23 protein-coding genes and 1 pseudogene are annotated in these 24,974 nt (G+C 66.0%); 16 read left to right on the forward strand and 8 right to left on the reverse strand.

The window, feature by feature from the left end; genetic code table 11:
* The first annotated feature begins 24 nt into the window (after positions 1 to 24).
* Entirely contained in the window at positions 25 to 1,002 is a 978-nt protein-coding gene (locus ACUTAF_RS21015; protein ID WP_445581785.1) for an NADPH:quinone reductase, read from the forward strand.
* 74 nt (positions 1,003 to 1,076) lie between these two features.
* Here the strand turns inward: ACUTAF_RS21015 and ACUTAF_RS21020 are convergent, their stop codons facing one another.
* The 3 genes from ACUTAF_RS21020 to ACUTAF_RS21030 form a co-directional block, all read right to left on the reverse strand.
* Positions 1,077 to 1,634 (reverse strand): L-threonylcarbamoyladenylate synthase type 1 TsaC, encoded by a 558-nt coding sequence (locus ACUTAF_RS21020; RefSeq protein ID WP_445581786.1) that lies wholly within the window; start codon positions 1,632 to 1,634, stop codon positions 1,077 to 1,079.
* Between the two features lie 107 nt (positions 1,635 to 1,741).
* Positions 1,742 to 2,836 (reverse strand): DNA-processing protein DprA, encoded by a 1,095-nt coding sequence (dprA, locus tag ACUTAF_RS21025; protein ID WP_445581787.1) that lies wholly within the window; start codon positions 2,834 to 2,836, stop codon positions 1,742 to 1,744.
* Between the two features lie 80 nt (positions 2,837 to 2,916).
* The gene (locus ACUTAF_RS21030; RefSeq protein ID WP_445581788.1) at positions 2,917 to 3,954 is read right to left on the reverse strand and encodes a LysM peptidoglycan-binding domain-containing protein; all 1,038 of its coding nucleotides are present in this window, start codon (positions 3,952 to 3,954) and stop codon (positions 2,917 to 2,919) included.
* 152 nt (positions 3,955 to 4,106) lie between these two features.
* Here ACUTAF_RS21030 and def point away from each other — a divergent pair, with 152 nt between their 5' ends.
* The 5 genes from def (at position 4,107) to ACUTAF_RS21055 (ending at position 8,796) form a co-directional block, all read left to right on the forward strand.
* Positions 4,107 to 4,613: a peptide deformylase gene (gene def, locus ACUTAF_RS21035; protein ID WP_445581789.1), complete on the forward strand. Its 507-nt coding sequence runs from the start codon at positions 4,107 to 4,109 to the stop codon at positions 4,611 to 4,613.
* 55 nt (positions 4,614 to 4,668) lie between these two features.
* Complete coding sequence (gene fmt / locus ACUTAF_RS21040) at positions 4,669 to 5,613, forward strand: methionyl-tRNA formyltransferase (RefSeq protein ID WP_445581790.1); 945 nt, start codon at positions 4,669 to 4,671, stop codon at positions 5,611 to 5,613.
* A complete protein-coding gene (gene rsmB / locus ACUTAF_RS21045) occupies positions 5,610 to 6,917 on the forward strand; it encodes a 16S rRNA (cytosine(967)-C(5))-methyltransferase RsmB (RefSeq protein WP_445581791.1) in 1,308 nt (435 codons plus the stop codon). Before fmt ends, rsmB begins: the two co-directional genes overlap by 4 nt.
* A 111-nt stretch (positions 6,918 to 7,028) precedes the next feature.
* On the forward strand, positions 7,029 to 8,402 hold the full coding sequence (trkA, locus tag ACUTAF_RS21050; RefSeq protein ID WP_445581792.1) for a Trk system potassium transporter TrkA: 1,374 nt from the start codon (positions 7,029 to 7,031) through the stop codon (positions 8,400 to 8,402).
* Positions 8,403 to 8,481: 79 nt separating this feature from the next.
* Complete coding sequence (locus ACUTAF_RS21055) at positions 8,482 to 8,796, forward strand: hypothetical protein (protein WP_445581793.1); 315 nt, start codon at positions 8,482 to 8,484, stop codon at positions 8,794 to 8,796.
* 80 nt (positions 8,797 to 8,876) lie between these two features.
* Here the strand turns inward: ACUTAF_RS21055 and ACUTAF_RS21060 are convergent, their stop codons facing one another.
* The 4 genes from ACUTAF_RS21060 to ACUTAF_RS21075 form a co-directional block, all read right to left on the reverse strand.
* Entirely contained in the window at positions 8,877 to 9,527 is a 651-nt protein-coding gene (locus tag ACUTAF_RS21060) for a 7-cyano-7-deazaguanine/7-aminomethyl-7-deazaguanine transporter (RefSeq protein WP_445581794.1), read from the reverse strand.
* 144 nt (positions 9,528 to 9,671) lie between these two features.
* Positions 9,672 to 9,935, reverse strand: coding sequence for a PilZ domain-containing protein (locus ACUTAF_RS21065; RefSeq protein ID WP_445581795.1), 264 nt, complete (start codon positions 9,933 to 9,935; stop codon positions 9,672 to 9,674).
* Between the two features lie 103 nt (positions 9,936 to 10,038).
* Positions 10,039 to 10,926, reverse strand: a complete 888-nt coding sequence (locus ACUTAF_RS21070) for a lysophospholipid acyltransferase (RefSeq protein WP_445581796.1) — start codon at positions 10,924 to 10,926, stop codon at positions 10,039 to 10,041.
* 117 nt (positions 10,927 to 11,043) lie between these two features.
* Complete coding sequence (locus ACUTAF_RS21075) at positions 11,044 to 11,610, reverse strand: DNA-3-methyladenine glycosylase I (RefSeq protein WP_445581797.1); 567 nt, start codon at positions 11,608 to 11,610, stop codon at positions 11,044 to 11,046.
* A gap of 161 nt (positions 11,611 to 11,771) precedes the next feature.
* Between ACUTAF_RS21075 and glyQ the strand changes: the two genes are divergently transcribed.
* From glyQ to ACUTAF_RS21125, 10 genes are all read left to right on the forward strand, one after another.
* Positions 11,772 to 12,764 carry a glycine--tRNA ligase subunit alpha gene (gene glyQ / locus ACUTAF_RS21080; RefSeq protein WP_445581798.1) on the forward strand — a complete coding sequence of 331 codons (993 nt, stop codon included), beginning with the start codon at positions 11,772 to 11,774 and terminating at the stop codon, positions 12,762 to 12,764.
* Positions 12,761 to 14,815: a glycine--tRNA ligase subunit beta gene (gene glyS / locus ACUTAF_RS21085; protein WP_445581799.1), complete on the forward strand. Its 2,055-nt coding sequence runs from the start codon at positions 12,761 to 12,763 to the stop codon at positions 14,813 to 14,815. Before glyQ ends, glyS begins: the two co-directional genes overlap by 4 nt.
* A gap of 59 nt (positions 14,816 to 14,874) precedes the next feature.
* The gene (gene gmhB, locus ACUTAF_RS21090; protein ID WP_445581800.1) at positions 14,875 to 15,402 is read left to right on the forward strand and encodes a D-glycero-beta-D-manno-heptose 1,7-bisphosphate 7-phosphatase; all 528 of its coding nucleotides are present in this window, start codon (positions 14,875 to 14,877) and stop codon (positions 15,400 to 15,402) included.
* A gap of 9 nt (positions 15,403 to 15,411) precedes the next feature.
* Positions 15,412 to 16,170: a lysophospholipid acyltransferase family protein gene (locus ACUTAF_RS21095; RefSeq protein WP_445581801.1), complete on the forward strand. Its 759-nt coding sequence runs from the start codon at positions 15,412 to 15,414 to the stop codon at positions 16,168 to 16,170.
* Positions 16,171 to 16,381: 211 nt separating this feature from the next.
* Positions 16,382 to 16,987 (forward strand): CDP-alcohol phosphatidyltransferase family protein, encoded by a 606-nt coding sequence (locus ACUTAF_RS21100; RefSeq protein ID WP_445581802.1) that lies wholly within the window; start codon positions 16,382 to 16,384, stop codon positions 16,985 to 16,987.
* 26 nt (positions 16,988 to 17,013) lie between these two features.
* Positions 17,014 to 18,768, forward strand: a complete 1,755-nt coding sequence (locus tag ACUTAF_RS21105) for a bifunctional alpha/beta hydrolase/class I SAM-dependent methyltransferase (protein ID WP_445581803.1) — start codon at positions 17,014 to 17,016, stop codon at positions 18,766 to 18,768.
* Positions 18,768 to 20,105, forward strand: a complete 1,338-nt coding sequence (locus ACUTAF_RS21110) for a phosphatase PAP2/dual specificity phosphatase family protein (protein ID WP_445581804.1) — start codon at positions 18,768 to 18,770, stop codon at positions 20,103 to 20,105. Before ACUTAF_RS21105 ends, ACUTAF_RS21110 begins: the two co-directional genes overlap by 1 nt.
* Positions 20,095 to 20,544 carry a hypothetical protein gene (locus ACUTAF_RS21115; protein WP_445581805.1) on the forward strand — a complete coding sequence of 150 codons (450 nt, stop codon included), beginning with the start codon at positions 20,095 to 20,097 and terminating at the stop codon, positions 20,542 to 20,544. The genes ACUTAF_RS21110 and ACUTAF_RS21115 overlap by 11 nt, the downstream gene beginning before the upstream one ends.
* A 9-nt stretch (positions 20,545 to 20,553) precedes the next feature.
* The gene (locus ACUTAF_RS21120) at positions 20,554 to 21,177 is read left to right on the forward strand and encodes a lysophospholipid acyltransferase family protein (RefSeq protein ID WP_445581806.1); all 624 of its coding nucleotides are present in this window, start codon (positions 20,554 to 20,556) and stop codon (positions 21,175 to 21,177) included.
* A 1-nt stretch (position 21,178) separates the two neighbouring features.
* On the forward strand, positions 21,179 to 22,111 hold the full coding sequence (locus ACUTAF_RS21125; RefSeq protein ID WP_445581807.1) for a phosphatidate cytidylyltransferase: 933 nt from the start codon (positions 21,179 to 21,181) through the stop codon (positions 22,109 to 22,111).
* A 466-nt stretch (positions 22,112 to 22,577) separates the two neighbouring features.
* Here ACUTAF_RS21125 and ACUTAF_RS21130 read toward each other — a convergent pair.
* Positions 22,578 to 24,966: pseudogene (locus ACUTAF_RS21130) on the reverse strand (TOTE conflict system archaeo-eukaryotic primase domain-containing protein).
* Between the last annotated feature and the right edge of the window lie 8 nt (positions 24,967 to 24,974).

Consider the following 24,974-nt stretch of genomic DNA (forward strand, 5'->3'; position numbering starts at 1 on the left):
GCTCGCTCAGAGAAGGAATCCGATATGGCCAAGCGTATCCAGTTCAGCCAGCACGGCGGCAGCGACGTGCTGGAATACCGCGACTATCAGCCGGCGGCCCCCGGCCCACGCGAAGTGCGGGTAGCCAACCGCGCCATCGGCCTGAACTTCATCGATACCTATTTCCGCAGCGGCCTCTATGTTCCGCCGGCGTTGCCGTCCGGCCTGGGCACCGAGGGCGCCGGGGTGGTCGAGGCGGTGGGCAGCGAGGTGCAGGGCTTCGCCGTCGGCGACCGCGTGGCCTACGCCACCGGCCCGCTCGGCGCCTACAGCGAGCTGCACGTGCTGCCGGCGGACAAGCTGGTCAGGCTGCCGGACGCCATCGGCTTCGAGCAGGCCGCCGCAGTGATGCTCAAGGGCCTGACCGTGCAGTACCTGCTGCGCCAGACCTACCCGCTCAAGGGTGGCGAGACCATCCTGTTCCACGCCGCGGCCGGCGGCGTCGGCTCCCTGGCCTGCCAGTGGGCGCGGGCGCTGGGGGTCAGGCTGATCGGCACTGTGAGTTCGGCCGAAAAGGCGGCGCGGGCGCAGGAGCAGGGGGCCTGGGCGACCATCGACTACAGCCATGAGAATGTGGTGCAGCGCGTGCTGGAGCTGACCGATGGCGCTAAGTGCCCGGTGGTCTACGACGGCGTCGGCAAGGACACCTGGGAAACCTCGCTGGACTGCGTGGCGCCGCGCGGCCTGCTGGTCAGCTTCGGCAACGCCTCCGGCGCGGTCACCGGGGTCAACCTCGGCATCCTGGCACAGAAGGGCTCGCTATTCGTCACCCGGCCGACTCTGGCCGGCTACGCCGATACTCCCGAACGCCTGCAGGCAATGGCCGACGAGCTGTTCGGCATGATCGAAAGCGGCCAGCTGCAGGTGGAGATCAGCAACCGCTATGCGCTACAGGACGCCGCCGCCGCACAGGACGCGCTGAGCGCTCGGCAGACCACCGGCTCGAGCATTTTGCTGCCGTAAAGCCGTAGGGTGCGCCGTGCGCACCATTTGCCCTGTACCGTGCGTAGCGTCCGCGGTGCGCAAGGCGCACCCGGTCAGGACGGGCGGATCACGTCGCCCGTGCGCAGATCGCGGATCAGGCTGGGATTCTTGCGCCCGCCCAGCGCGCCGCCGAGCACCTTGTCCAGCTGGCGCGGGAAATACTGCTCGACGCGCAGCCGCGAACGCGCAGCCGGGCGCCCGGCCGGGTTGGCCGAGGTGGACACCAGCGGCCCGGTGAGGCGACACAGCTCGCGCACCAGCGGGTGGTCGGACACGCGCAAAGCGACAGTGTCATGCTGGCCGGTGATCCACTCGGGCAGGCGATCTTGATGCGGCACCAGCCAGGTATTGGGGCCCGGCCAGCTGCCGGCCAGGCGTTCGATCCAGATATCCGGCAGATCGGCGAGGAGAAAATCGAACTGATCGATGCCGTCGGCCACCAGGATCAGGCCCTTGTGCACGGGGCGCTCCTTCAGCGCCAACAGGCGCTCCACCGCCTCCTCGTTCCAGGGGTCGCAACCCACGCCCCAGACCGCCTCGGTGGGGTAGGCGATTACCCCGCCCTGGCGCACCACGCGCGCCGTTTGCTGAATCTGCCATTTGCTGGCCATCGACTGTCTCCCGCTGCATCAATGGCCGGCAGTCTATCCAAGCCGGCCATGAGACTGTAGCCCGGAAGCAATCCGGGGCGGCGCGATTTCTCCGGATTGCTTCCGGGCTACGAGTTTCGCGCCAGCCAACGTCCAGCGTCGCTGCATACCAGACCATCCAGCTCCAGTTCGGTCAGCGCCGCCAGCACCTCGGCCAGCGGCCAGCCACTGCCCTGCGCCAGCGCCTCGCTGCTCTGCGGCGCGGCATGCAGCAATTCCAGCAACGGATGCTCCACGTCGCCCCGGGCCTGAACGGGCACGGGCGCCTGCCAGCCGCGCAGCGCCTCGAGGATATGCTCGATGCTTTCCACCAGAGTGGCGCCATCACGGATCAGCTGGTGGCAGCCACGCGCACCCGGATGATGGATCGAGCCGGGGATGGCGTAGACCTCGCGTCCCTGCTCGGCGGCCAGGCGCGCGGTGATCAGCGAGCCGCTGGAGGGGCTGGCCTCGACCACCAGCACGCCCAGCGAGAGGCCGCTGATGATCCTGTTGCGCCGTGGGAAGTTGCTCGCCTGCGGCGGGCAATCGAGCGGCAGCTCGGAAACCAGCGCACCGCCGTGCTCGACGATCTGCGCCGCCAGGCGCTGGTGCCGCGCCGGATACAGGCACTGCAGGCCGGTGCCGAGCACCGCCACCGTCGCACCGCCCGCATCCAGCGCGCCCTGATGCGCGGCGCCGTCGATCCCCAAAGCCAGGCCGCTGGTGATGACGAAACCGCCGCCGGCCAGGCTGCGAGCGAAGGCATGCGCGGTATCCAGGCCCGGCTTCGACGCGCGCCGGCTGCCGACCATGGCCAGTTGCGGGCGCTCGAGAAGGCCCGGATCGCCGGCGACGAACAATAGCGGCGGCGCATCCGCCAGCTCGGCCAGCAGCGCGGGATAGTGCGCATCGTCCCACATCAGCAGGTGCTGCCCGGGCACATCCAGCCAGGCCAGCGCGGCGGCGGCGCGCTGGCGGATCTCGGCGCTCCGCCGCAGCTCGGCGCACGCGGCCGGCAGGCCCAGGGCACGCCAGGCGCTGGCCGGAGCGCTGAGGGCGGCCGAGGCGCTGTCGAAGGCGCTGAGCAGCTTGCGAAAACGCCGCGGGCCGAGCTCCGGCAGCAGATGCAGGCGCAGGCGGGCTTCGAGCTCGGCGGGGGAAAGCGAGGGGGAGGCAGGCATGGCAGTTCTTCCCTGATGAGCGCGTCGCCGTCCTGGCGACCTGAAAGCACGAGCCCCGCAATCGCGGGGCTCGTCGGGTACTAGGGGTTGCGGATCTTGTCCATCACCGCCAACTGCCGGCTGGCCTGCAGCACCAGGCCGTAGCTGAGCTTGTCGTAGGTGCGGAACACCATCAGCAGGCCGGAACGCTCGTCCGGGATCTTCACGCTTTCGCCGGTCACCCGGTCGCGCACGGTCTCGCCGGTCTTGTACACCGCCAGCACGTTGCCGATCTCCAGACCATCGCGCGCGCCCTTGTTCAGGGTGACCACGTCGAACTGGCCGATCTGGGTCACGCCGCGCGGCACGTCGAGGATCAGGCCGTCGATCTCTCCCAGCGGCTCGCTGGGCATGAAGGTCGAGTTGATCGCGCGCTCCTCGGTGGGGAACAGGCGGTCGCCGAGACGTACTTCCTGGGTCGAGCGGCTCAGCAGCAGGGTGCCGACGTCGCCTTCCTCGGCGATGATCTCGCCGGTGCCGACATCATCGGCGTTGATGCCGAGGAACTCCTGGGTCTGCGGGTCGTTGTAGGTCTTGCCCTGGCGGAAGATGCCGTACACCGGCGCGTTCTCGTCGAAGCTGCCACGCGCATAGACACGGTCGCCGGCGCCGCTGACCACGCGCTCGGCATTGCCGGCCACCACATAGGGCGCACCAGTGAAGTCTTCGGGGGTGTCGACGATGCGGTTGGAGAGCAGGAAGCTGTTGATCGCCTCCAGCGGGATGGTCGGGATCGCTTCGGCCATCGGTGTGCTGCGCACCTGCGGCGACAGCTTGATGGTGCCGCGCGACTCGCCGCGGTTGAGCATCAGGCGCGGCTGACCGTCGATGTAGACGAGGTTGAGGGTATCACCGGGATAGATCAGATGCGGGTTGGCCACCTGCGGGTTGGCGTGCCAGATTTCCGGCCACTTCCACGGCTGACGCAGGAACTTGCCGGAAATATCCCAGAGGGTATCGCCCCTGACCACGGTGTAGCGGTCCGGGTGACCGTCCTTGAGTTGCACTGCGGCCTGAGCCATGCCGGTCAGGACCAATCCGCCCGCCGCCAGCAGCAGGGCGAGTAGTGATTTCCTCATACGGTGAATCCCTTTATTATGTGTCTTCACGTGAAGCGCCCTAGCGCCGCGTTCAAACCCGCTGAATACGCGGCGTGAAGCCGTTTTTCAATGCTGTTCATCATCTTAGCAGCGGATTTTGACTTTATTCCACAAGTGCATCACAAACGCATATGGCGATCCTGAATATCCTCGAATTTCCCGATCCGCGCCTGCGTACCATCGCCAAACCGGTGGAGGTCGTGGACGACTCCGTCCGTCAACTGGTCGACGACATGTTCGAGACCATGTATGACGCGCCGGGTATCGGCCTGGCGGCGACCCAGGTCAACGTGCACAAGCGGGTGGTGGTCATGGACCTGTCCGAGGACAAGTCCGAGCCGCGGGTATTCATCAATCCCGAGTTCGAGTCACTGACCGACGAGATGGATCAGTACCAGGAAGGCTGCTTGTCGGTGCCCGGCTTCTACGAGAACGTCGACCGCCCGCAGAAGGTCAGGATCAAGGCGCTGGATCGCGATGGCCAGCCCTTCGAACTGGTCGCCGAAGGCCTGCTCGCCGTGTGCATCCAGCACGAATGCGATCACCTCAACGGCAAGCTGTTCGTCGACTACCTGTCCAGCCTCAAGCGCGACCGGATCAAGAAGAAGCTGGAAAAACAGCACCGCCAGCGCGCTTGATCCACCAGATTCCTAAAGGCTTGCCGCGGCAAGCCTTTTCTTTTAGCGAGCGTCCATGCCTGATTCACTGCGTATCGTCTTTGCCGGCACCCCGGAATTCGCCGCCGAGCACCTCAAGGCCCTGCTGGCCAGCCAGCACGACATCATCGCCGTATACACCCAGCCGGATCGCCCGGCCGGCCGCGGGCAGAAGCTCGCGCCCAGCCCGGTCAAGCAGCTCGCCGCGCAACACGGCATCCCGGTTCACCAGCCGGTGAGCCTGCGCAACGAAGAGGCCCAGGCCGAGCTGGCGGCGCTGCAGCCGGACCTGATGGTGGTGGTCGCCTACGGCCTGATCCTGCCGCAGGCGGTGCTCGACACCCCACGCCTGGGCTGCATCAACAGCCACGCCTCGCTGCTGCCGCGCTGGCGCGGCGCCGCGCCGATCCAGCGCGCGGTGCAGGCCGGTGACAGCGTCAGCGGCGTCACCGTGATGCAGATGGAAGCCGGCCTGGACACCGGACCGATGCTGCTCAAGGTCAGCACCCCTATAGATCCCGACGATACCGGCGGCAGCCTGCACGACCGCCTTGCCAAGATCGGCCCGCCTGCCGTGCTGCAGGCCATCGCCGCACTGGCCGCCGGCACCCTGGCCGGCGAAGTGCAGGACGACGCCCTGGCCAACTACGCGCACAAGCTCAACAAGGACGAGGCGCGCCTGGACTTCAGCCGCCCGGCCGTGGAGCTGGAACGCCTGGTTCGCGCCTTCCATCCCTGGCCGATCTGCCATACCACGCTGGCTGGCGAAGCGCTCAAGGTACATGCCGCCGAGCTGGGGGAGGGCAGCGGCGCGCCCGGCAGCATCCTCGCCGCCGACAAAGTCGGCCTGACCGTGGCCTGCGGCGAGGGCGCGCTGCGTCTGACCCGTCTGCAGCTGCCCGGTGGCAAGCCGCTGGCGTTCGCCGACCTCTACAACAGTCGCCGCGAGCAGTTCGCCCCGGGCCAGGTGCTCGGCGCATGAATCCACGCCTGGCCGCCGCCCGCGCCCTGACCGCCGTACTGTCCGGCAAGGCCTCGCTGGGCAGCAGCCTGCCGCCGCAGCTGGACAGGGTCGAGCACCACGACCGCGCCCTGGCGCAGGACCTGGCCTTCGGCGCCGCGCGCTGGCAGCCGCGCCTGCAACTGCTGGCGGACAGGCTGCTGGAAAAGCCCTTCAAGGCCGCCGACAAGGACGTCGAGGCGCTGCTGCTGATCGGTCTCTATCAACTGCTGCACAGCCGCATTCCCGAGCATGCCGCCATCGGCGAGACGGTCGGCTGCGCCGGCGCGCTGAAAAAGCCCTGGGCCAAGGGCCTGCTCAACGCAGTGCTGCGCCGCGCCCAGCGCGAACACGAAGCTTTGTTTGCCGAACTCGATCGCGATCCGGTGCTGCATACCGCCCACCCGCGCTGGCTGCAGAAGTCGCTCAAGGCGCACTGGCCCGAGCACTGGCAGGCCATCTGCGCCGCCAACAATGCCCATCCGCCGCTGATCCTGCGGGTCAATCGCCGCCACGTTTCGCGCGATGCCTACCTCGAAGAATTGCGTAATGCGGGATTCGCTGCGGAGCCGTGCCGCTTTAGCCGCGACGGCGTGCGCCTGCTGCAGCCCTGCGACGTGACCACGCTGCCCGGATTTATGGACGGCCGCGTCAGCGTGCAGGACGAAGCCGCGCAACTGGCCGCCGACCTGCTCGAACTGGCGCCCGGCCAGCGCGTGCTCGATGCCTGCGCCGCGCCTGGCGGCAAGACCTGTCACCTGCTGGAAGTCGAGCCGGCCCTGAGCGAAGTGGTCGCCGTGGATCTGGAAGAAAAGCGCCTGGCGCGCGTGCGCGAGAACCTCGAGCGGCTCGGCCTGGACGCCCGCCTGATCGCCGCCGACGGCCGTGCGACCAAGGTCTGGTGGGATGGCACGCCGTTCCAGCGCATCCTGCTCGACGCGCCTTGTTCGGCCACCGGGGTGATCCGCCGCCACCCGGACATCAAGCTGACCCGCCAGCCGGAGGACATCCCCGCCCTGGCCCGGCTGCAGGGCGAACTGCTCGACGCACTGTGGCCGACTCTGGAACCCGGCGGCATCCTGCTCTACGCCACCTGCTCGGTGCTGCCGCCAGAGAACAGCGAGACCATCGCCGCCTTCCTCGCCCGCACGCCCGACGCGCAGGAAGTGGCCATCGCCGGCCCATTCGGCCTCGAGCCGGGGCACGGTCGCCAGCTGCTGCCGCAGCAGGACGGTCATGACGGCTTCTACTATGCCAAGCTGATCAAAATGCCGCAGGTACTTTGAAATAGTCGTCGTTCCCGCGAAGGCGGGAACCCAGAGCCCCGCAGCGCCTGAGCTCCCGCCTTCACGGGAGTGACGGTAAGGTTACTCAGTATTTCTCCAACGGAGCTATCGGTGAAGATCATCATTCTCGGCGCCGGCCAGGTCGGCGGCACATTGGCGGAACACCTGGCCAGCGAGGCCAACGACATCACCGTGGTCGACACCGACGGCGACCGCCTGCGCGACCTGGGCGACCGCCTCGACATCCGCACCGTGCAGGGCAAGGGCTCGTTTCCCACCGTGCTGCGCCAGGCCGGCGCCGACGATGCCGACATGCTGGTGGCGGTGACCAACAGCGATGAAGTCAACATGATCGCCTGCCAGGTCGCCTACAGCCTGTTCCACACCCCGACCAAGATCGCCCGCGTACGCGAGGCGGCGTACCTGACCCGCAGCGGCCTGTTCTGCAACGAGTCGATCCCGGTCGACGTGCTGATCAGCCCCGAGCAGGTGGTGACCAACTACATCAAGCGCCTGATCGAGTACCCCGGCGCCCTGCAGGTGATCGACTTCGCCGAGGGCCGCGCCCAGCTGGTGGCGGTGCGCGCCTACTACGGCGGCCCGCTGGTCGGCCAGCAGCTGCGCCAGCTGCGCCAGCACATGCCCAACGTCGACACCCGCGTCGCCGCCATCTTCCGCCGCAACCGGCCGATCATGCCGCAGGGCGACACGGTGATCGAGGCCGACGACGAGGTGTTCTTCATCGCCGCCAAGGCGCATATCCGCGCGGTGATGAGCGAGATGCGCCGCCTCGAGGACAGCTACAAGAAAGTGGTGATCGCCGGCGGCGGCCATATCGGCGAGCGCCTGGCCGAGGCCATCGAGAGCCGCTATCAGGTGAAGATCATCGAGATGAACCCGGCGCGCTGCCGCTATCTGTCCGAGACCCTCGACAGCACCATCGTGCTGCAGGGCAGCGCCTCGGACCGCGACCTGCTGGTGGAAGAAAACATCAACGACGCCGACATCTTCCTCGCCCTGACCAACGACGACGAGGCCAACATCATGTCCTCGCTGCTGGCCAAGCGCCTGGGCGCGCGCAAGGTGATGACCATCATCAACAATCCGGCCTACGTCGACCTGGTGCAGGGCGGCGAGATCGACATCGCCATCAGCCCGCAGCTGGCCACCATCGGCACCCTGCTGACCCACGTGCGCCGTGGCGACATCGAGAGCGTGCACAGCCTGCGCCGCGGCGCGGCCGAAGCGCTGGAACTGATCGCCCATGGCGATGCCAAGTCGAGCAAGGTGATCGGCCGCATGATCGAGGAAATCGCCCTGCCGCCGAGCACCACCATCGGCGCCATCATCCGCGACGAGGAAGTGCTGATCGCCCACGACGACACGGTGATCGAATCCGGCGACCACGTGATCCTGTTCTTGGTCGACAAGAAGTACATCCGCGATGTCGAGCGCCTGTTCCAAGCGGGGTTGACCTTCTTCTGAAGCAGCGAACGGGCGCTGTTGCGCGTTCTTCTCGAGCACGGCGCCAATCCGATCGCGAACAGGCAACAAGGGAGTCGTTATGAGCACCGAAGCACTGGAGAAGATGCTAGCCAAGGGCATGGACAACGCCCTGCTGCGCTTCGGCCTGGGCAAGGGTCATCTGGACGCCGGCAATGCCGCCCTGGCGGCCGAGCACCTGCGCCGCTGCGTCGAGTTCGACCCGAGCTATTCCGCGGCCTGGAAGCTGCTGGGCAAAGCCCTGCAGGGCGAAGGCGACGCCGACGGCGCGCGCCAGGCGTGGCAACGGGGCATCAGCGCCGCCCAGGCCAAGGGCGACAAGCAGGCGGAGAAGGAGATGACGGTGTTTCTGCGCAAGCTGGACAAGGCGCGTTGAGCATCGCCTAACCCAACCGATGGTACACACGACGCCCCCTACAGCGCCGCTGCCTCCTAGGGTGCGCCGCGTTCAGCACCTCAGGCGTTGACGATCCTGCGCGGCAGCAACCGGCCGATGGCACCGAGCAACATGCCGTACAGCGGTACGAACAGAACCAGGCTGATGGCCAGCTTGATCGCATAGTCCACCGTGGCGATCTCCACCCAGTTGGCGGCCATGAAGGCATCGCCGCTGCGCCAGAAGGCGATGGAGAAGAAGGCGTAGGTGTCCAGGAGGTTGCCCAGCAGAGTCGAGGCGGCCGGCGCCACCCACCACTGGCGCAGCTGACGCAGGCGGTCGAATACCTGGATATCCAGCAACTGCCCCAGCACATAGGCGAGGAAGCTGGCCAGGGCAATGCGGAAGACGAAGGCGTTGAACTCGCCGAGGGCGGCGAAGCCGGCGAAGCGCGCCTCGTGGAACAGCACCGAGACCCCGTAGGAGGCCAGCAGCGCCGGCAGCATGACCCGGGCGATCACCTGGCGCGCCGGACCCTTGCCGAGCAGACGCACGGTCAGGTCGGTGGCGAGGAAGATGAAGGGAAAGCTGAACGCGCCCCAGGTGGTCTGCCAGCCGAACAGGCTCATGGGCAGCTGCACCAGGTAGTTGCTGGTGATGATGATGAGGATATGGAAGGCGATCAGAACGGCCAGCGCCGCACGGCGGGCCGAAGGGGTGAGGCTGTGCATGTCGATCCTTTTTGAGTGCGATGGGGTGAGGGAACCCATGATCGGGCCGCGGCCTGGCGCGGCGGCCGGCATTCTAGCGATTTCCTGACTCGCAGGGTAACTTTTCAATCCGCGGCGGACGGATGGTCATTTCTTGTACAGCGCTCAGCCCTGCATAAAGCGCAACCCGGCTCCCTCGGCATCCAACCGCACCACCTCCATCTGCAACACCGGCGCCTCGATCGGCAGATCCTGCACCTGGCCGCTGACCCGGTCGCCAACGCTCAGCGCCGCCATCTGCGGATGCCGCACGTAGACGCCGCTGTCGGACAGGTCGCGGGTCTGCGCCACCAATTCGCCAAAGCTGGGATGGCAGATCTTGATCCGGCACTTGATCGGGATGCGTACCTGGTGACGCTGATTCGACATGGCAGGACTTCCATTCGGCGCGAAGGATGCTGGCCTTAATAACGCAAAAATCGGAAAAACCCCAGCAACTGGCAGAAAAAAGGCGCCTTCACGGCGCCTTCGCTCAATACCACTTGGCCTCGCCGTCGGGGCGCTTTTTGAAACGTTTCATGCTCCACATGTACTGGCTCGGGTAATTGCGCACGTAGCGTTCCACCACCGCGCTCATGGCCGCCACCCCCTGTTCGACGTCCTCGCTGTACATGCCCTCGGGCGCGGCCTCGAGGATCACCTTGTAGCCGCTGCCGTCGGCCAGGCGCACGGCATGCAGGAATACGCCGAGCGCCTTGCGGCCGGCGAGCATGCCGGGCACGAACTTGCTGGTCAGCGCGGTGGTGCCGAGGAAGGGTACGAACACCCCGGACGAGCGGCTCGGCTCGGGGTCGGCGGGAATGCCCACCGCGCCCCCCTTGCGCACCTCCTTGATGACGCTGAGGATGCCTTCCTTGGTCGAGGGCGCCACGCGGTTGCCCATCTGCACGCGCTGCTGTTGCAGCAGCTCGTCCACCGCCTTGAGCTTCGGCGGGCGGTAGAAGATGATCGGCTTGCACTGGCTGCAGTAGAAGTGGTTGAGCACTTCCCAGTTGCCCAGGTGGCTGGTGATGCCGACCACCCCCTTGCCCGAGGCCAGTGCCTGCTTCAGCACCTCCAGGCCCTCCACCTCACGCACCAGCTCGAGCGATTTCTGCGCCGGCCAGATCCAGGCGCAGGCGCTTTCGGTGAGGGTCTTGCCGATGTCCTTGAGGCTCTGCCCGACCAGGCGCTCGCGTTCGTCCTCGCTCAGCTCGGGGAAACACTTGGCCAGGTTGATGCGCACCACCTCGCGCGAACCGTTGGGCAGCTTCCACATCAGCCAGCCGATGGCGTTGCCCACCGCTTGCACGGCGCACCAGGGCAGCAGGGCGAACAGACGGAGAAAACCGACCACCAGGCGGCCTTTGAATGCTTCCACGTATGACTCCAGGCGTTGCGGGAAAGCCGGCATTGTACCCGCCATGGCCGGGCGGCGTAGCCCGGATGCAATCCGGGGGCGGCCCGAACTGGATAGCCGCGGATTGTATCCGGGCTACTACGCAGAGGCGGCCGAGCCGCTCAGCTCCGGGTAACGGTCGCAATCCGTGGCGTGATCCATGACCATGCCGGCGGCCTGCATGAAGGCGTAGCAGATGGTCGGCCCGACGAAGGTGAAGCCGGCCTTCTTCAGGGCCTTGCTCATCGCCTCGGCTTCGCGGGTGACCGCCGGCATCTGGCTGCGCTCGCTGAAATGATTGATCTTCGGCACGCCGCCGACGAAGGACCAGAGCAGCGCCACCGGATCCTCCAGCTTCAGCCAGGCCTGGGCGTTCTGCCGCACCGCCTTGAGCTTGAGGCGGTTGCGGATGATGCCCGGATCCTCCATCAGCGCCTCGATTTCCTCGTCGCTCAGCCGCGCCAGGCGTTCGGGCTCGAAGCCGTGCAGCACCTGGCGATAGCGTTCGCGCTTCTTCAGCACGGTGATCCACGACAGCCCGGCCTGGGCGCCTTCGAGCAACAGCAGCTCGAACAGCGCGCGCGGCTCGCGCAGCGGCACACCCCACTCCTGGTCATGGTAGGCCTGGTACAGCGGGTCGTCGGTACACCAGAAGCAGCGGGGCATGGTCTCGGCCTCGGTCGCGGGAGATGGCTCGGACTATAGCGGCAAAACAGCTGGATATAAATACAGCCTAGCAAAGCCGGACACGCCTGCTCCTGCGGCCTGCGCCGAGTTTCGATATACTCCCCGGCTTTCCCTCGCAAGCCTCCACAGGTGATTTTTTCGTGAGCCAGAACAAGCCTGCCGTGCGCACCTTCCAGGACCTGATCCTGGCCCTGCAGAACTACTGGGCCGAGCAGGGCTGCGTGGTGCTGCAGCCCTACGACATGGAAGTGGGCGCCGGCACCTTCCATACCGCCACCTTCCTGCGCGCCGTCGGTCCCGAGAACTGGAATGCCGCCTACGTACAGCCCTCGCGCCGCCCGGCCGACGGCCGCTACGGCGAGAACCCCAACCGCCTGCAGCACTACTACCAGTTCCAGGTGGTATTGAAACCCAACCCGGAGAACTTCCAGGAGCTGTACCTGGGCTCGCTGCAGGCCATCGGCCTCGACCCGCTGGTGCACGACATCCGTTTCGTCGAGGACAACTGGGAATCGCCGACCCTCGGCGCCTGGGGCCTGGGCTGGGAAATCTGGCTCAACGGCATGGAAGTCACCCAGTTCACCTACTTCCAGCAGGTCGGCGGCATCGAGTGCTACCCGGTGACCGGCGAGATCACCTACGGCCTGGAGCGCCTGGCCATGTACCTGCAGGGCGTCGACTCGGTCTACGACCTGATCTGGACCGACGGCCCGTTCGGCACCGTGACCTACGGCGACGTGTTCCACCAGAACGAGGTGGAGCAGTCCACCTACAACTTCGAGCACGCCAACGTCGACAAGCTGTTCGAGCTGTTCGACTTCTACGAGAGCGAAGCCAACCGCCTGATCGAGCTGCAGCTGCCACTGCCGACCTACGAGATGGTGCTCAAGGCCTCGCACACCTTCAACCTGCTCGACGCCCGCCGCGCCATCTCGGTGACCGCGCGCCAGCAGTACATCCTGCGCGTGCGCACCCTGGCCCGCGCCGTGGCGCAGAGCTACCTGCAGGCCCGCGCCCGCCTCGGCTTCCCCATGGCCAGCGCCGAGCTGCGTGACGAAGTACTGGCCAAGCTCAAGGATGCAGGTCTCCTGCAGGACGAAGACCTGGGCAACACCCTGGAGGCGCAAGCATGAGTGCACAAGATTTTCTGGTCGAACTGGGCACCGAAGAGCTGCCGCCGAAAGCCCTGAAGAGCCTCGGCGAGGCCTTCATCAAAGGCATCGAGAAGGGTCTCAAGGCCGCCGGCCTGGACTATGCCCAAGCCCGCGTCTATGCCGCGCCGCGCCGTCTGGCGGTGCTGGTCGAGCAGTTGGCCAGCCAGCAGCCCGACCGCAGCATGAACCTCGACGGCCCGCCCATCCAGGCCGCCTTCGATGCCGACGGCAAGCCGACCCAGGCCGCACTGGGCTTCGCCCGCAAGTGCGGCGTGGACATCGCCGAGATCGACCGCAGCGGACCCAAGCTGCGCTTCGCCCAGCACATCCCCGGCCAGCCGGCGGTGAACCTGCTGCCGACCATCGTCCAGGATTCGCTGAACGACCTGCCGATTCCCAAGCGTATGCGCTGGGCCGATCGCCGCGACGAGTTCGTCCGCCCCACCCAGTGGCTGGTGATGCTGTTCGGCGATGCGGTCATCGACTGCGAGATCCTCGCCCAGAAGGCCGGCCGCCTGTCCCGCGGGCATCGCTTCCACGCCAACCACGAGGTGCGCATCAGCAGCCCGGCCAGCTACGCCGAAGACCTGCGCGGTGCCTTCGTGCTGGCCGACTTCGCCGAACGCCGCGCGATCATTTCCCGCCGCGTCGACGAGCTGGCCGCCGCCGAACAGGGCAGCGCCATCGTCCCGGCGGACCTGCTGGACGAAGTGACCGCCCTGGTCGAGTGGCCGGTGCCGCTGGTCTGCTCCTTCGAGGAACGTTTCCTCGAAGTGCCGCAGGAGGCGCTGATCAGCACCATGCAGGACAACCAGAAGTACTTCTGCCTGCTCGATGCGAACGGCAAGCTGCTGCCGCGCTTCATCACCGTGGCCAACGTCGAGTCCAAGGACCCGGCGCAGATCGTCGCCGGCAACGAGAAGGTGGTGCGCCCGCGCCTGACCGACGCCGAGTTCTTCTTCAAGCAGGACAAGAAGCAGAAGCTCGAGGCCTTCAACCAGCGCCTGGCGGGTGTGGTGTTCCAGGCCCAGCTCGGTTCGGTGTATGACAAGGCCAAGCGGGTTTCCGCGCTGGCCGGCTTTATCGCCTCCCGAATCGGCGGCGACCAGGCCCGAGCGGCACGCGCCGGCCTGCTGTGCAAGTGCGACCTGGCCACCGAGATGGTCGGCGAGTTCCCCGAGATGCAGGGCATCGCCGGCTACTACTACGCGCTCAACGACGGTGAGCCGCAGGACGTCGCCCTGGCGCTGAACGAGCAGTACATGCCGCGTGGGGCAGGGGCGGAGCTGCCGAGCACCCTGACCGGCGCCGCCGTGGCGGTGGCCGACAAGCTCGACACCCTGGTCGGCATTTTCGGCATCGGCATGCTGCCCACCGGCTCCAAGGACCCCTACGCCCTGCGTCGCGCGGCGCTGGGGATTCTGCGGATCCTGATCGAGAAGGGCTTGGACCTGGATCTGGCCGCCGCCGTGGCCTTCGCCATCGAGCAGTACGAGGACAAGGTCAAGGCCGAGGGCCTGGCCGGCCAGGTGCTGGAGTTCGTCTTCGATCGTCTGCGCGCCCGTTACGAGGACGAGGGCATCGACGTGGCCGTGTACCAGGCGGTGCGTGCGGTCAACCCGACCTCGCCGCTGGACTTCGACCAGCGCGTGCAGGCCGTGCAGGTGTTCCGTGCCCTGGCGCAGGCCGAGGCCCTGGCCGCGGCCAACAAGCGCGTGTCGAACCTGCTGAGCAAGGCCGAAGGCCAGGTCGCCGCCAGCGTCGAGGCGCACTACTTCGACAGCCCCAGCGAGTTCGCCCTGCACGCGGCGATCCAGCAGGCCGACCAGGCGGTGCAGCCGCTGTCCGCATCGCGCCAGTACAGCCAGGCGCTGACCCAGCTGGCTGGCCTGCGCGAGCCGGTGGACAGCTTCTTCGAGGCGGTGCTGGTCAACGCCGAGGACGCCAAGGTGCGCGCCAATCGCTACGCCCTGCTGGCTCGCCTGCGCGGGCTGTTCCTCGGCGTGGCGGATATCTCGCTGCTGGGCTGACCATCGCGGATAGGGTGGATAACGGCGCAAGCCTTATCCACCTGCCACCGGATTTTCGAATGAAACTGCTGATACTCGACCGCGACGGAGTCATCAACCTGGACTCCGACGCCTATATCAAGACGCTGGACGAATGGATCCCGATCCCCTCGTCCATCGCCGCCATCGCGCGCCTGTCGCGCGCCGGGTGGACCGTGGCGGTGGCCACCAACCAGTCCGGCATCGCCCGCGGTTACTATGGCCTGGCCACGCTGGAAGCCATGCATGACCGGCTGCGCGAACTAGTGGCGGAGCAGGGCGGGGAAGTCGGCCTGATCGTTTACTGCCCACACGGCCCGGACGATGGCTGCGACTGCCGCAAGCCGAAGGCCGGCCTGCTCGAACAGATCGCCGCGCACTACGCCACGTCGCTGGCGGGCGTGTGGTTCGTCGGCGACAGCAGCAGCGACCTGCAGGCGGCGCTGGCCGTAGGCTGCCAGCCCGTGCTGGTGAAGACCGGCAAGGGCCCGCGCACCCTGACCAAGGCACTCCCGCCAGGCACTCTGGTATTCGATGATCTGGCGGCCGTGGCCGCTCACTTGCTTTGAGGTAATGCCGTGCAGGCTCTCAGAATCACGCTCTTCTACCTGCTGCTGTCGCTCAGCGCCTGTCTCTGGTGCCTGATCAGCCTGGTCGTCGCACCCTTGCTGCCGTTCCACCAGCGCTGCCGTTTCGTGGTACAGGCCTGGTGCCGCAGTTCGGTCTGGCTGACCCGGGTGATGCTCGGCATCCGCTACGAGGTCAAAGGCCTGGAGAACGTGCCGCAGCGTCCCTGCGTGATCCTCTCCAACCACCAGAGCACCTGGGAAACCTTCTACCTCTCCGCCCAGTTCGCGCCGCTGACTCAGGTGCTCAAGCGAGAGCTGCTGCGCGTGCCGTTCTTCGGCTGGGCGCTGGCGCTGGTACGGCCGATCGCCATCGACCGCAGCAACCCCAAAGTGGCGCTCAAGCAGGTCGCCAAGCAGGGCGACGAGCGCCTCAAGCAGGGCGCCTGGGTACTGGTGTTCCCCGAAGGCACGCGCATCCCGCCGGGGCAGATCGGCAAGTTCTCCCGCGGTGGCGCCTCGCTGGCGGTCAACGCCGGCCTGCCGATACTGCCGGTGGCGCACAACGCCGGCGAGTTCTGGCCCAAGGAAGGCTGGGGCAAGCGCTCCGGCACCATTCAGGTGGTCATCGGCGCGCCGATGCATGCGCAAGGCGAGGGCCCGCGGGCGATCGCCGAGCTCAACGAACGTGCCTTCGCCTGGGTGTGCGAGCAGCAGACCGCCATGCGCGGCGCGGCGCCGCAAATGGCGAGCCTCGCCGAACCGATCTGAGCCTCTGTGGACAAGCTGTGGGCGAAATTCCGGCGCCGCGCCAGTAGAGCTCGCAGCCCGCTGATCCGCCAGGAGAATGCCAACGGAGGCGCCCGCACCGTGCCAGGACATAAGTGGGCGAGAAAAGGTGCGCAAGTCTCGACGAACGCACAGTCTGACTCGCCAGGACGGCTAAGCTGAGTCGACCAGTCAGGAAAGGGAATTCGGCGGTATGCCTTCGATCTATCAACTCAAACCGGCGTTTCAGAACCTGCTGCGGCCAACGGTGCAGCGCCTGTATGAGCGCGGCGTCAGCGCCAACCAGGTGACCCTGGCCGCCGCCATCGCCTCCGTGCTGCTCGGCGCCCTGCTCGCGATTTACAGCCATCTCAGCTGGCTGTTCGCCCTGATCCCCCTGTGGATGCTGCTGCGCATGGCGCTCAACGCCGTCGACGGCATGCTCGCCCGCGAGTTCGGCCAGCAGTCCAGTCTCGGCGCCTACCTCAACGAACTCTGCGACCTGATCGCCGACAGCGCCCTGTACCTGCCCTTCGCCCTGCTGCCGGGCGTTTCGCCCTGGCTGGTGGTGCTGGTCGTATTGCTGGCGCTGATCAGCGAATACGCCGGCGTGCTCGGCCCCATGGTCGGCGCCTCGCGGCGCTATGACGGGCCAATGGGCAAGAGCGACCGCGCCTTCTGCTTCGGCGTGCTCGGCGCCGGCGTCGCCAGTGGCCTGCTGCCTGCTTTGTGGATCAATGTGCTGTTGGCGCTGATTCTGTTGCTGCTGCTCTACACCCTCTACAACCGCGTCCGCCACGGGTTGGCCGAGACGGCCTGACCCGCCCCGAGGAATAAGGAGATTCCATGCGCCCCGTACAGCTTTCCACCTTCACCACCCATGACGGCGTCGAACTGAGCTATCGCCACTGGCCGGCGCAGCAGCCGAGCGCCGGGGCGCGCCAGGCCGTGCTGCTGTTTCACCGCGGCCACGAGCACGGCGGGCGCATGGCTCACCTGGTCTACGAACTGGATCTGCCGCACTGCGACTTCTTCGCCTGGGACGCCCGTGGCCATGGCCTGTCGCCCGGCGCCCGTGGCGACAGCCCGAGCTTTGCCAGCAGCGTGCGCGACGTGCAGACCTTCGTCGAGCATATCGGCAGCCGGCACGGCATCGCCGAGCAGAATCTGGCCGTGGTGGCGCAGAGCGTCGGCGCGGTGATAGTCGCCACCTGGGCCCATGACTACGCGCCCAGGGTGCGCTGTCTGGTGCTCGCCTCGCCGGCGTTCAAGGTCAAGCTCTACGTGCCCTTCGCTCGTCCCGGCCTGAAGCTGCTGCATGCCTGGCGCGGCAATTTCTTCGTCAACAGCTACGTCAAGGCCAGGTTCCTCAGCCACGACCCCGCGCGCATCGCCTCCTTCGACAACGACCCGCTGCTCGCCCGAGCGATCTCGGTAACCATGCTACTGGGCCTGTACCAGGCCGCCGAACGCGTCGTCGCCGATGCCCAGGCGATCCAGGTGCCGACCCAGCTGCTGATCTCCGGCGCCGACTTCGTCGTCCAGCGCCAGCCGCAGGAAGACTTCTTCGCGCGCCTCGGCAGCCTGCGCAAGGAAAAGCACCTGCTGCCCGGCTTCTTCCACGACACCCTCGGCGAACGCGACCGCGCCCATGCCCTGAGCCGCGCGCGGCGCTTTATCCTGCGCAATTTCGAGGAGCCCGTGACACGCCCCTCGCTGCTCGATGCCGACCGCTGCGGCTGGAGCTGCGCCGAGGCGGAGAGCCTGGCCGCGCCGCTGCCGCAGAACTCCTGGCGCGATCTGTACTGGCGCGCCACCCGCGCCGGCCTGCGCCTGGGCAGCAACCTGTCGGCAGGGGTCAAACTGGGTTTCGTCACCGGCTTCGACTCCGGCAGCACCCTCGATTACGTCTACCGCAACCAGCCGTCCGGCAAGGGCGTGCTGGGTCGTCTGATCGATCAGAACTACCTGGACTCCATCGGCTGGCGCGGCATCCGCCAGCGCAAGCTGCACGCCGAGGAGCTGCTGCGCCTGGCCATGGCCAGACTGCGCGAGGCGGGCAGGGCGGTGCGTATCGTCGATATCGCCGCCGGCCACGGCCGCTATATCCTCGAGTCGCTGGAAGGCCAGGAGCACAAGCCCGACGCCATCCTGCTACGTGATTACAGCGATATCAACGTGCGCGACGGCAATGCGCTGATCCAGCACAAGGGTCTCGGCGATATCGCCCGCTTCGTCAAAGGCGATGCCTTCGACCGTGCGGATCTGGCCGCGCTCGAGCCGAAACCGACCCTGGCGGTGGTCTCCGGTCTCTACGAATTGTTCGGCAGCAACCGGATGGTCGGCGACTCGCTGGCCGGCCTGGCCGCGGCAGTCGGCGAGGGCGGCTATCTGCTCTACACCGGCCAGCCCTGGCACCCGCAGCTGGAGCTGATCGCCCGTGCCCTGACCAGCCACCGCGACGGCCAGGCCTGGGTCATGCGCCGGCGCAGCCAGGCGGAGATGGATCAACTGGTGGAGGCAGCGGGTTTCCGCAAGGTGACGCAGCGCATCGACCAGTGGGGCATCTTCAGCGTCACCCTGGCGCAGCGGGTGAGCTGATGGACAGCGCCCGCGAACAAGGATTGTGGAAGCGTGGCGTACTCTGGCTGCTGCTGCTCGGCCCGCTGTTCTTCGCCAGCTACGGCCTGGCCAACTGGTTCAGCGGCCAGCGCGATAATGTCGGCAGCCTGGTCTTTGCCTGGGAATCCCAGATACCGCTCTGGCCATGGACTATCGTGCCGTACTGGTCCATCGACCTGCTCTATGGCCTGTCCTTCCTGTTGCCAACCAGCCGTCGCGAGATGGACCGCCACGCCCTGCGCCTGCTCGCCGCACAGGTGATCTGCGTGGCCTGCTTCCTGCTCTGGCCGCTGCGCTTCACCTTCGAGCGGCCGGCCCTGGACGGCACCTTCGGCCTGATGTTCGACCTGCTGATGGGCTTCGACAAACCCTTCAACCAGGCACCCTCGCTGCATATCACGCTGCTGGTGATCATCTGGGCGATGTTCGCCAGGCATATCCGCGGCTCGTCGTGGCGCGGGCTGCTGCATCTGTGGATGGCGCTGATCGGGGTTTCCGTGCTGACTACCTGGCAGCACCACTTCATCGACCTGCCCACCGGGCTGCTGGCCGGTTTCCTCTGTCTCTGGCTGTTGCCACTGCGGGGCGAGACGCCGCTGCAACAGATTCGCCTGACCAGCGATCCGCGCCGTTGGCGCCTGGCGCTGCGCTACGGGCTCGGCGCGGCGCTGTGCAGCGCACTGCCGGTCAAGCTGGGCGGCGCCTGGCTCTGGCTGTGCTGGCCGGCGGTCTCGCTGGCCCTGGTCGCGCTCAACTACCTGTCGTTCGGCGCGCCCGGTTTCCAGAAGCAGGCCGATGGCCGCCTCAGTCCGGCCGCCACCGCCTTGCTCGCGCCCTATCTGCTCGGCGCCTGGATCAACTCGCGCTTATGGACATACCGAACTCCCGCTCCCAGCCAGGTGGTGGAGGGCATCCATCTCGGTCGCCTGCCTTCGAGGGGCGATCTCGCCGGCTACGCCGCGCTGGTCGATCTCTGCGCCGAGTTACCGCTGCGCAGCGTGCCCGCGGCCTATTGCAGCCTGCCGTCGCTGGATCTGCTCGCGCCCGACAGTGCCACCTGTCTGCAGGCCGCGCAGGCCATCGAACGCCTGCGCCACGGCGGTCCGCTGCTGGTGTGCTGCGCACTCGGCTATTCGCGCAGCGCCACCGCTGTGGCCGCCTGGCTGCTGCATAGCGGCCGTTGCCAGGATGTCGACACCGCCGTCGAGTTGATCCGCCAGGCCCGTCCACAGGTCGTTCTCGGCCCGCAACAGCTGGCCGCCCTGCAGGAACTGGTCGTCGCGCCGGCGCCGCTGGAGGTGGCTCATGCAGGCTGAGCTGCTACTGGTCGCCGCATTGCTGCGGCGCGGGCGCAGCCTCGATCGTCTTTCCACGGCGCTGAGCCTACTCGCCCTGGCCTGCGGTCTGGCGCCCCTGCTGGGCGCAGCGGCCAGCCCGGCGCTGGCGCCGGTCAGCGCGCTGCTGCTGCTGATTGGCCTGGCCGAGAAGTACTGGGCCCAGCGCGTGGCGCTGGATGCCGAGCTGTTCCAGCGCCTGGCCCAGTCCGGCGAACAGCTGGCTGCGCAGACCCAGTCCTTGGATCAGGCCCTGCAGCGCCTCGGTCTGCAGCAGGAGCGGCAGTCGCAGCGCAGCTGGGAGTCCCGCAGCAAAGGGGCACTCGTCCTGCTGCGCCACCAGGCCCTGTGCCTGCTGCTGCAGCTCTCGGTCGCGCTGCTCGCCATCCTCGTTCCGTTCTGCCTTTCGTCCTTCGGTTAAGGAGTCGCCATGCTCGCCGCATTGACCGCTTTCGCCATCACCTCGGCCGCCCGCCTGCTGACCGGGGCCCGCGCCCTCTGGCTCGGCAGCACCGCCCAGGCCACCCAGCGTCTGTACTACGCCAACCACAGCAGCCACGGCGACTTCGTGCTGCTATGGGCCTCGCTACCGGCACAGCTGCGCAAGCGCACCCGCCCGGTCGCCGGCGCCGACTACTGGCAGCAGCCGGGCGTGCGCAGCTTCTTGATCAATCGCGTGTTCAACGGCGTGCTGGTCGATCGCGAACGCAAGGAGGAGGGCGGCAATCCGCTGCAGCCCATGCTCGCTGCGCTTGACGCCGGCGACTCGTTGATCCTCTTCCCCGAAGGCACGCGCAATCTCGGCGACGAACCGCTGCTGCCGTTCAAGAGCGGTCTCTACCACCTGGCCCAAGCCAGGCCGGAGGTGGAGCTGGTACCGGTGTGGATCGCCAATCTCAACCGGGTGATGCCCAAGGGCAGGACGCTGCCCCTGCCGCTGCTGTGCACTCTGAGCTTCGGCGCGGCGCTGGAACGGATCGAGGGGGAGGGCAAGGCAGCCTTCCTCGAACGCGCACGCAACGCCCTGCTGGCACTGGCACCCGAGGAGGCCTGAGATGGATCGCAATACCCTGCTGCTGTTCGCCGGCATCGGCGCCCTGCTGCTGCTCGCCAGCCTGATCGGCCATCTGCTCAAGTGGCGCAGCGGCGATCGGCCCAACCCGGTGATCGACAACCTCAACGCGCGGATCAATGCCTGGTGGGTGATGGTGCTGGTGATCGGCATCGCCTTCCTGTTCGGCAACAACGGCGTGATCCTGCTGTTCTATTTCGTGTCGTTCTACGCCCTGCGCGAGTTCATGACCCTGACGCCGACGCGGCGCAGCGACTACCCCGCGCTGGTAGCGGCGTTCTACTTCGCCCTGCCGATGCAGTACCTGCTGATCGCCCTGGACTGGTACGGACTGTTCGCGATCTTCATTCCGGTCTACCTGTTCCTGCTGCTGCCGATCCTCGCCTCGCTGGGCGGCGACACCACGCGCTACCTGGAGCGCGCGGCCAAGGTGCAGTGGGGTCTGATGATCGCCGTCTACTGCATCTCCGCGGTGCCGGCGCTGCTGACCCTGGACATCCCCGGCTACGAGGGACGCAACCTGCTGTTGATCGCCTGGCTGATCATCGTCGTGCAGCTGTCCGACGTGCTGCAGTACGTCTGCGGCAAGCTCTTCGGCAAACACAAGATCGCGCCCGACCTGTCGCCGTCGAAGACGGTGGAAGGCTTTGTCGGCGGTGTCGCGCTGGCCACCCTGATCGGCGCACTGCTGTGCTGGATCACGCCGTTCGCTTTCTGGCAGGCGGCGCTGTTCGCCTTGCTGGTGTGCCTGCTGGGCTTTGCCGGCGGCCTGGTGATGTCGGCGATCAAACGCGACCGCGGAGTGAAAGACTGGGGCCATATGATCGAGGGCCACGGCGGCATGCTCGACCGCCTGGACTCGGTCTGCTTCGCCGCCCCGGTGTTCTTCCATATGGTGCGCTACTGGTGGGCGTGAAGGCCCGACTATTCTGCAGGCAACAAAAAACCCGCCGAGGCGGGTTTTTTATGATCTTCCGACGTCCCGTCGTTTGCCATGCTGGCGCGGTCTGTCGTCCTTGACCCGGGACATCCAGTTCCCGGCTGATGTGCGTAGATTAGCCAGGGCTCTCCACCAACTAACTAATTGTCGATGGGCGATAAATCTGGCATTCGCCACTCTATAAAAATCAATAACTTACGTGAAAAATTGGCACCATTATTGGCATGATTGAGCCAGATAAAGTGGCATTTTCCGTCGAAATGACCGGAATAAATGGCATTTTCCGTATGCCCTGCATTCCGGGCACTACAAGCCTGAAAAAGCGTGGCCTCCACACCAGGAGCATGCTGGGCTAAGCGGATTGCCAAAGTGTCAATGCAAGCAGCGTAACGGGGTTCCTGGCTTAGCGGAATCCCCATCCGTCGCAGGTTTCAAGACCGTGTCAGTCCTGCGCAAGAAGCTCTATCGAGCTGGATGAATCGGCAAAGTCATAGCCCATTGCCTTGTAGCCGGCCTGGCGCTTGCTCCACATCCGTAGCAAGGCTGGATGTCCGGAGTCGATGAAATCGATGATGCGAACATCCGCCTTATCTGAATGCTCCCGATGCAGGCGACCCGCATACTGCTGAAGGGTGCCCTTCCAGGACACCGGCATCGCCAGTACCAAGGTATCCAGCGCAGGATGATCGAACCCCTCACCGACCAGTTTCCCAGTGGCCAGGATCACCCTGGGTGCATCGGGCGGCAGCGCTTCCAGCTCACCGATTAGTGCAGTACGTTGCTTCTTGGACAGCCGACCATGCAGGGTAAAAAGGTTTTCGACTCTCCCAACCAGCCTTTCCTCAATGGCACTGAGGTGATCCGTTCTCTCCGTCAGCAGCAGAATCTTTCTCCCCTGGCCAAAAGCGGCTTCGACCTCAGCCACAATCTTGTCTGTCCGCTCCGCATCACTGCACACCTGCAAGAAGACATCCTGAATACCGGCGCCTTCTGGCATGACGATAGGCCGGGGCAACCACTTGGGAATTACCCGCACTCTGCCGGGGCACTCTCAGGCCGAGAGGCGGTATGCCGAATCGGCCCGCACTGCATGAAAATAATTGGTTGTTGGCCATCGCGCCGAATGGGTGTAGCGTCAGCCCCAACACGTATCTCGCAGGGGCCGCCTTGAGAAGGGCCTCAAAAGAGAACGCCGACAGGTGATGGCATTCATCCACGATGATTTGCCCGTAGTTCTTTACCTGTTCGCTGACCTCACCTTGCCGCGATAGCGACTGCATAACCGCCACATCGATGATGCCGGTCGGCTTGGCCTTACCTCCACCGATGCTGCCAACAGTCTTCTTGTCTGCCCCCAGAAATGCCTGCAACCTTTCCTTCCACTGCTGGAGCAGTTCCGTTCGGTGAACCAGCACCAGCGTGTTCACGCCACGCCGGGCAATCAGTGCGGCAGTCGTAACAGTTTTACCAGAAGCGGTTGGGGCACAGAGGATGCCGGTGTCGTGCACCAGCATGCCCGCTAATGCAGCCTCCTGATCCGAGCGCAATTTGCCCACGAATCTGACTTCGATGGGATTCCCTGCGAAGCGCTCATCATGCAGCACCAGCTCTATCTTGTTTTCACCCAACAGTGCCCGGACGTCATCCAGGCATCCGCGCGGCAGGGCAATATGCTGCGGATAGTTTTCGGCACATCCGATGATCCGGGGCTTGTTCCACACAGGAAGGCGCATGGCCTGAGCTTTGTAGAACTCCGGATTTTGAAATGCCGCCAGCCTAATGAGCTTGTTGACCAATGGCTGGGGTAGTTCGGACTTGCTGAAATAGATCTGGTTCGCCAGGGTCACGCTCACCGACGCTGGTAACGGACAGGTCAGTTTCTGAGTCTTTTCCGGTGTGCGCTGCCAAGGCTTAGCACCACCATCATCATCTGTTAGGTCAGCGACACCCAACGGATGGCGACCGCCACTGGCTCGCAGCGTAGCCGGTGCAATGTCCCTCGCCGGCATAGGTTGGACACTGGCCAGAAATGCCCACTGATCGGGATAGGGCACCAGCCTCTCATCGACAAAAACACTGCCACCTTGTGTTCGGGCCCTCTTCTGCAAGGGCAGAGCAATCAAGTTTCCGAAACCACCCTTGGGCATGCTGTCCTGGTTTGGAAACAGCCGGTCGTAAGAGCCCAGCGTCAGCTGCCGGGTACGTTCACAGGTATGGCTAATGATCGCGGAGCCCAGTAGGCGCGCTTCAAACGCAGGAACACTGTGCTCGAAGAATATCCAAGCATGAGCACCATTACCGGAGCGAGAAACCTCCACCGCGACCGGCACACCCAACTCGCGACATGACTGGGCAAATGCCGTGACATCCTCACGCCAGTCGGCTTCATCAAAGTCCACAGCAAGGAAGTAGCAGGTGTCATCCAGCAACAGTGGGTAAACGCCGACGACGATCTCTCCTGCCAAGTGCTTGTAAAGCACCTGGTCGGTCAGCGGTAGTAACTGCCGGTACGAGCAATCGCCGCATTTGATCCTGGGTTTCTCGCACACACCTGGGCGCCATTCATTCGCGCATGTAGGTGAGTAGCCGGTCTTTCCGGCCTTGCTTTCCCATCGCAGAGGAAAAACATCGGCGCGCCCCCGGAACAGGCGTTTGAACAGCGCCAGCTTCTCATCGGTATCCAGAACCGGGACTAGCGGTGGCAGCGCCACGGCCTGCTTTGGCTTTGGCCGCTCAGCCGGTAGCCGCCACTCAATGCCATGCGTTTCCAGCAATGCGATCAGACGAGCATTCTCAGCCCGCAGTTGCTCCAACAGATCGCCATCACTCATCGCATTGA

The sequence above is a fragment of the Pseudomonas sp. SP16.1 genome, from assembly GCF_052682975.1.

Coding starts and splice junctions, on each gene's coding strand:
- ACUTAF_RS21015 (WP_445581785.1), top strand. CDS start 25: ATGGCCAAGCGTATCCAGTTCAGCCAGCACGGCGGCAGCGACGTGCTG.
- ACUTAF_RS21020 (WP_445581786.1), bottom strand. CDS start 1,634: ATGGCCAGCAAATGGCAGATTCAGCAAACGGCGCGCGTGGTGCGCCAG.
- dprA (WP_445581787.1), bottom strand. CDS start 2,836: ATGCCTGCCTCCCCCTCGCTTTCCCCCGCCGAGCTCGAAGCCCGCCTG.
- ACUTAF_RS21030 (WP_445581788.1), bottom strand. CDS start 3,954: ATGAGGAAATCACTACTCGCCCTGCTGCTGGCGGCGGGCGGATTGGTC.
- def (WP_445581789.1), top strand. CDS start 4,107: ATGGCGATCCTGAATATCCTCGAATTTCCCGATCCGCGCCTGCGTACC.
- fmt (WP_445581790.1), top strand. CDS start 4,669: ATGCCTGATTCACTGCGTATCGTCTTTGCCGGCACCCCGGAATTCGCC.
- rsmB (WP_445581791.1), top strand. CDS start 5,610: ATGAATCCACGCCTGGCCGCCGCCCGCGCCCTGACCGCCGTACTGTCC.
- ACUTAF_RS21055 (WP_445581793.1), top strand. CDS start 8,482: ATGAGCACCGAAGCACTGGAGAAGATGCTAGCCAAGGGCATGGACAAC.
- ACUTAF_RS21060 (WP_445581794.1), bottom strand. CDS start 9,527: ATGCACAGCCTCACCCCTTCGGCCCGCCGTGCGGCGCTGGCCGTTCTG.
- ACUTAF_RS21065 (WP_445581795.1), bottom strand. CDS start 9,935: ATGTCGAATCAGCGTCACCAGGTACGCATCCCGATCAAGTGCCGGATC.
- ACUTAF_RS21075 (WP_445581797.1), bottom strand. CDS start 11,610: ATGCCCCGCTGCTTCTGGTGTACCGACGACCCGCTGTACCAGGCCTAC.
- glyS (WP_445581799.1), top strand. CDS start 12,761: ATGAGTGCACAAGATTTTCTGGTCGAACTGGGCACCGAAGAGCTGCCG.
- gmhB (WP_445581800.1), top strand. CDS start 14,875: ATGAAACTGCTGATACTCGACCGCGACGGAGTCATCAACCTGGACTCC.
- ACUTAF_RS21100 (WP_445581802.1), top strand. CDS start 16,382: ATGCCTTCGATCTATCAACTCAAACCGGCGTTTCAGAACCTGCTGCGG.
- ACUTAF_RS21105 (WP_445581803.1), top strand. CDS start 17,014: ATGCGCCCCGTACAGCTTTCCACCTTCACCACCCATGACGGCGTCGAA.
- ACUTAF_RS21110 (WP_445581804.1), top strand. CDS start 18,768: ATGGACAGCGCCCGCGAACAAGGATTGTGGAAGCGTGGCGTACTCTGG.
- ACUTAF_RS21115 (WP_445581805.1), top strand. CDS start 20,095: ATGCAGGCTGAGCTGCTACTGGTCGCCGCATTGCTGCGGCGCGGGCGC.
- ACUTAF_RS21120 (WP_445581806.1), top strand. CDS start 20,554: ATGCTCGCCGCATTGACCGCTTTCGCCATCACCTCGGCCGCCCGCCTG.
- ACUTAF_RS21125 (WP_445581807.1), top strand. CDS start 21,179: ATGGATCGCAATACCCTGCTGCTGTTCGCCGGCATCGGCGCCCTGCTG.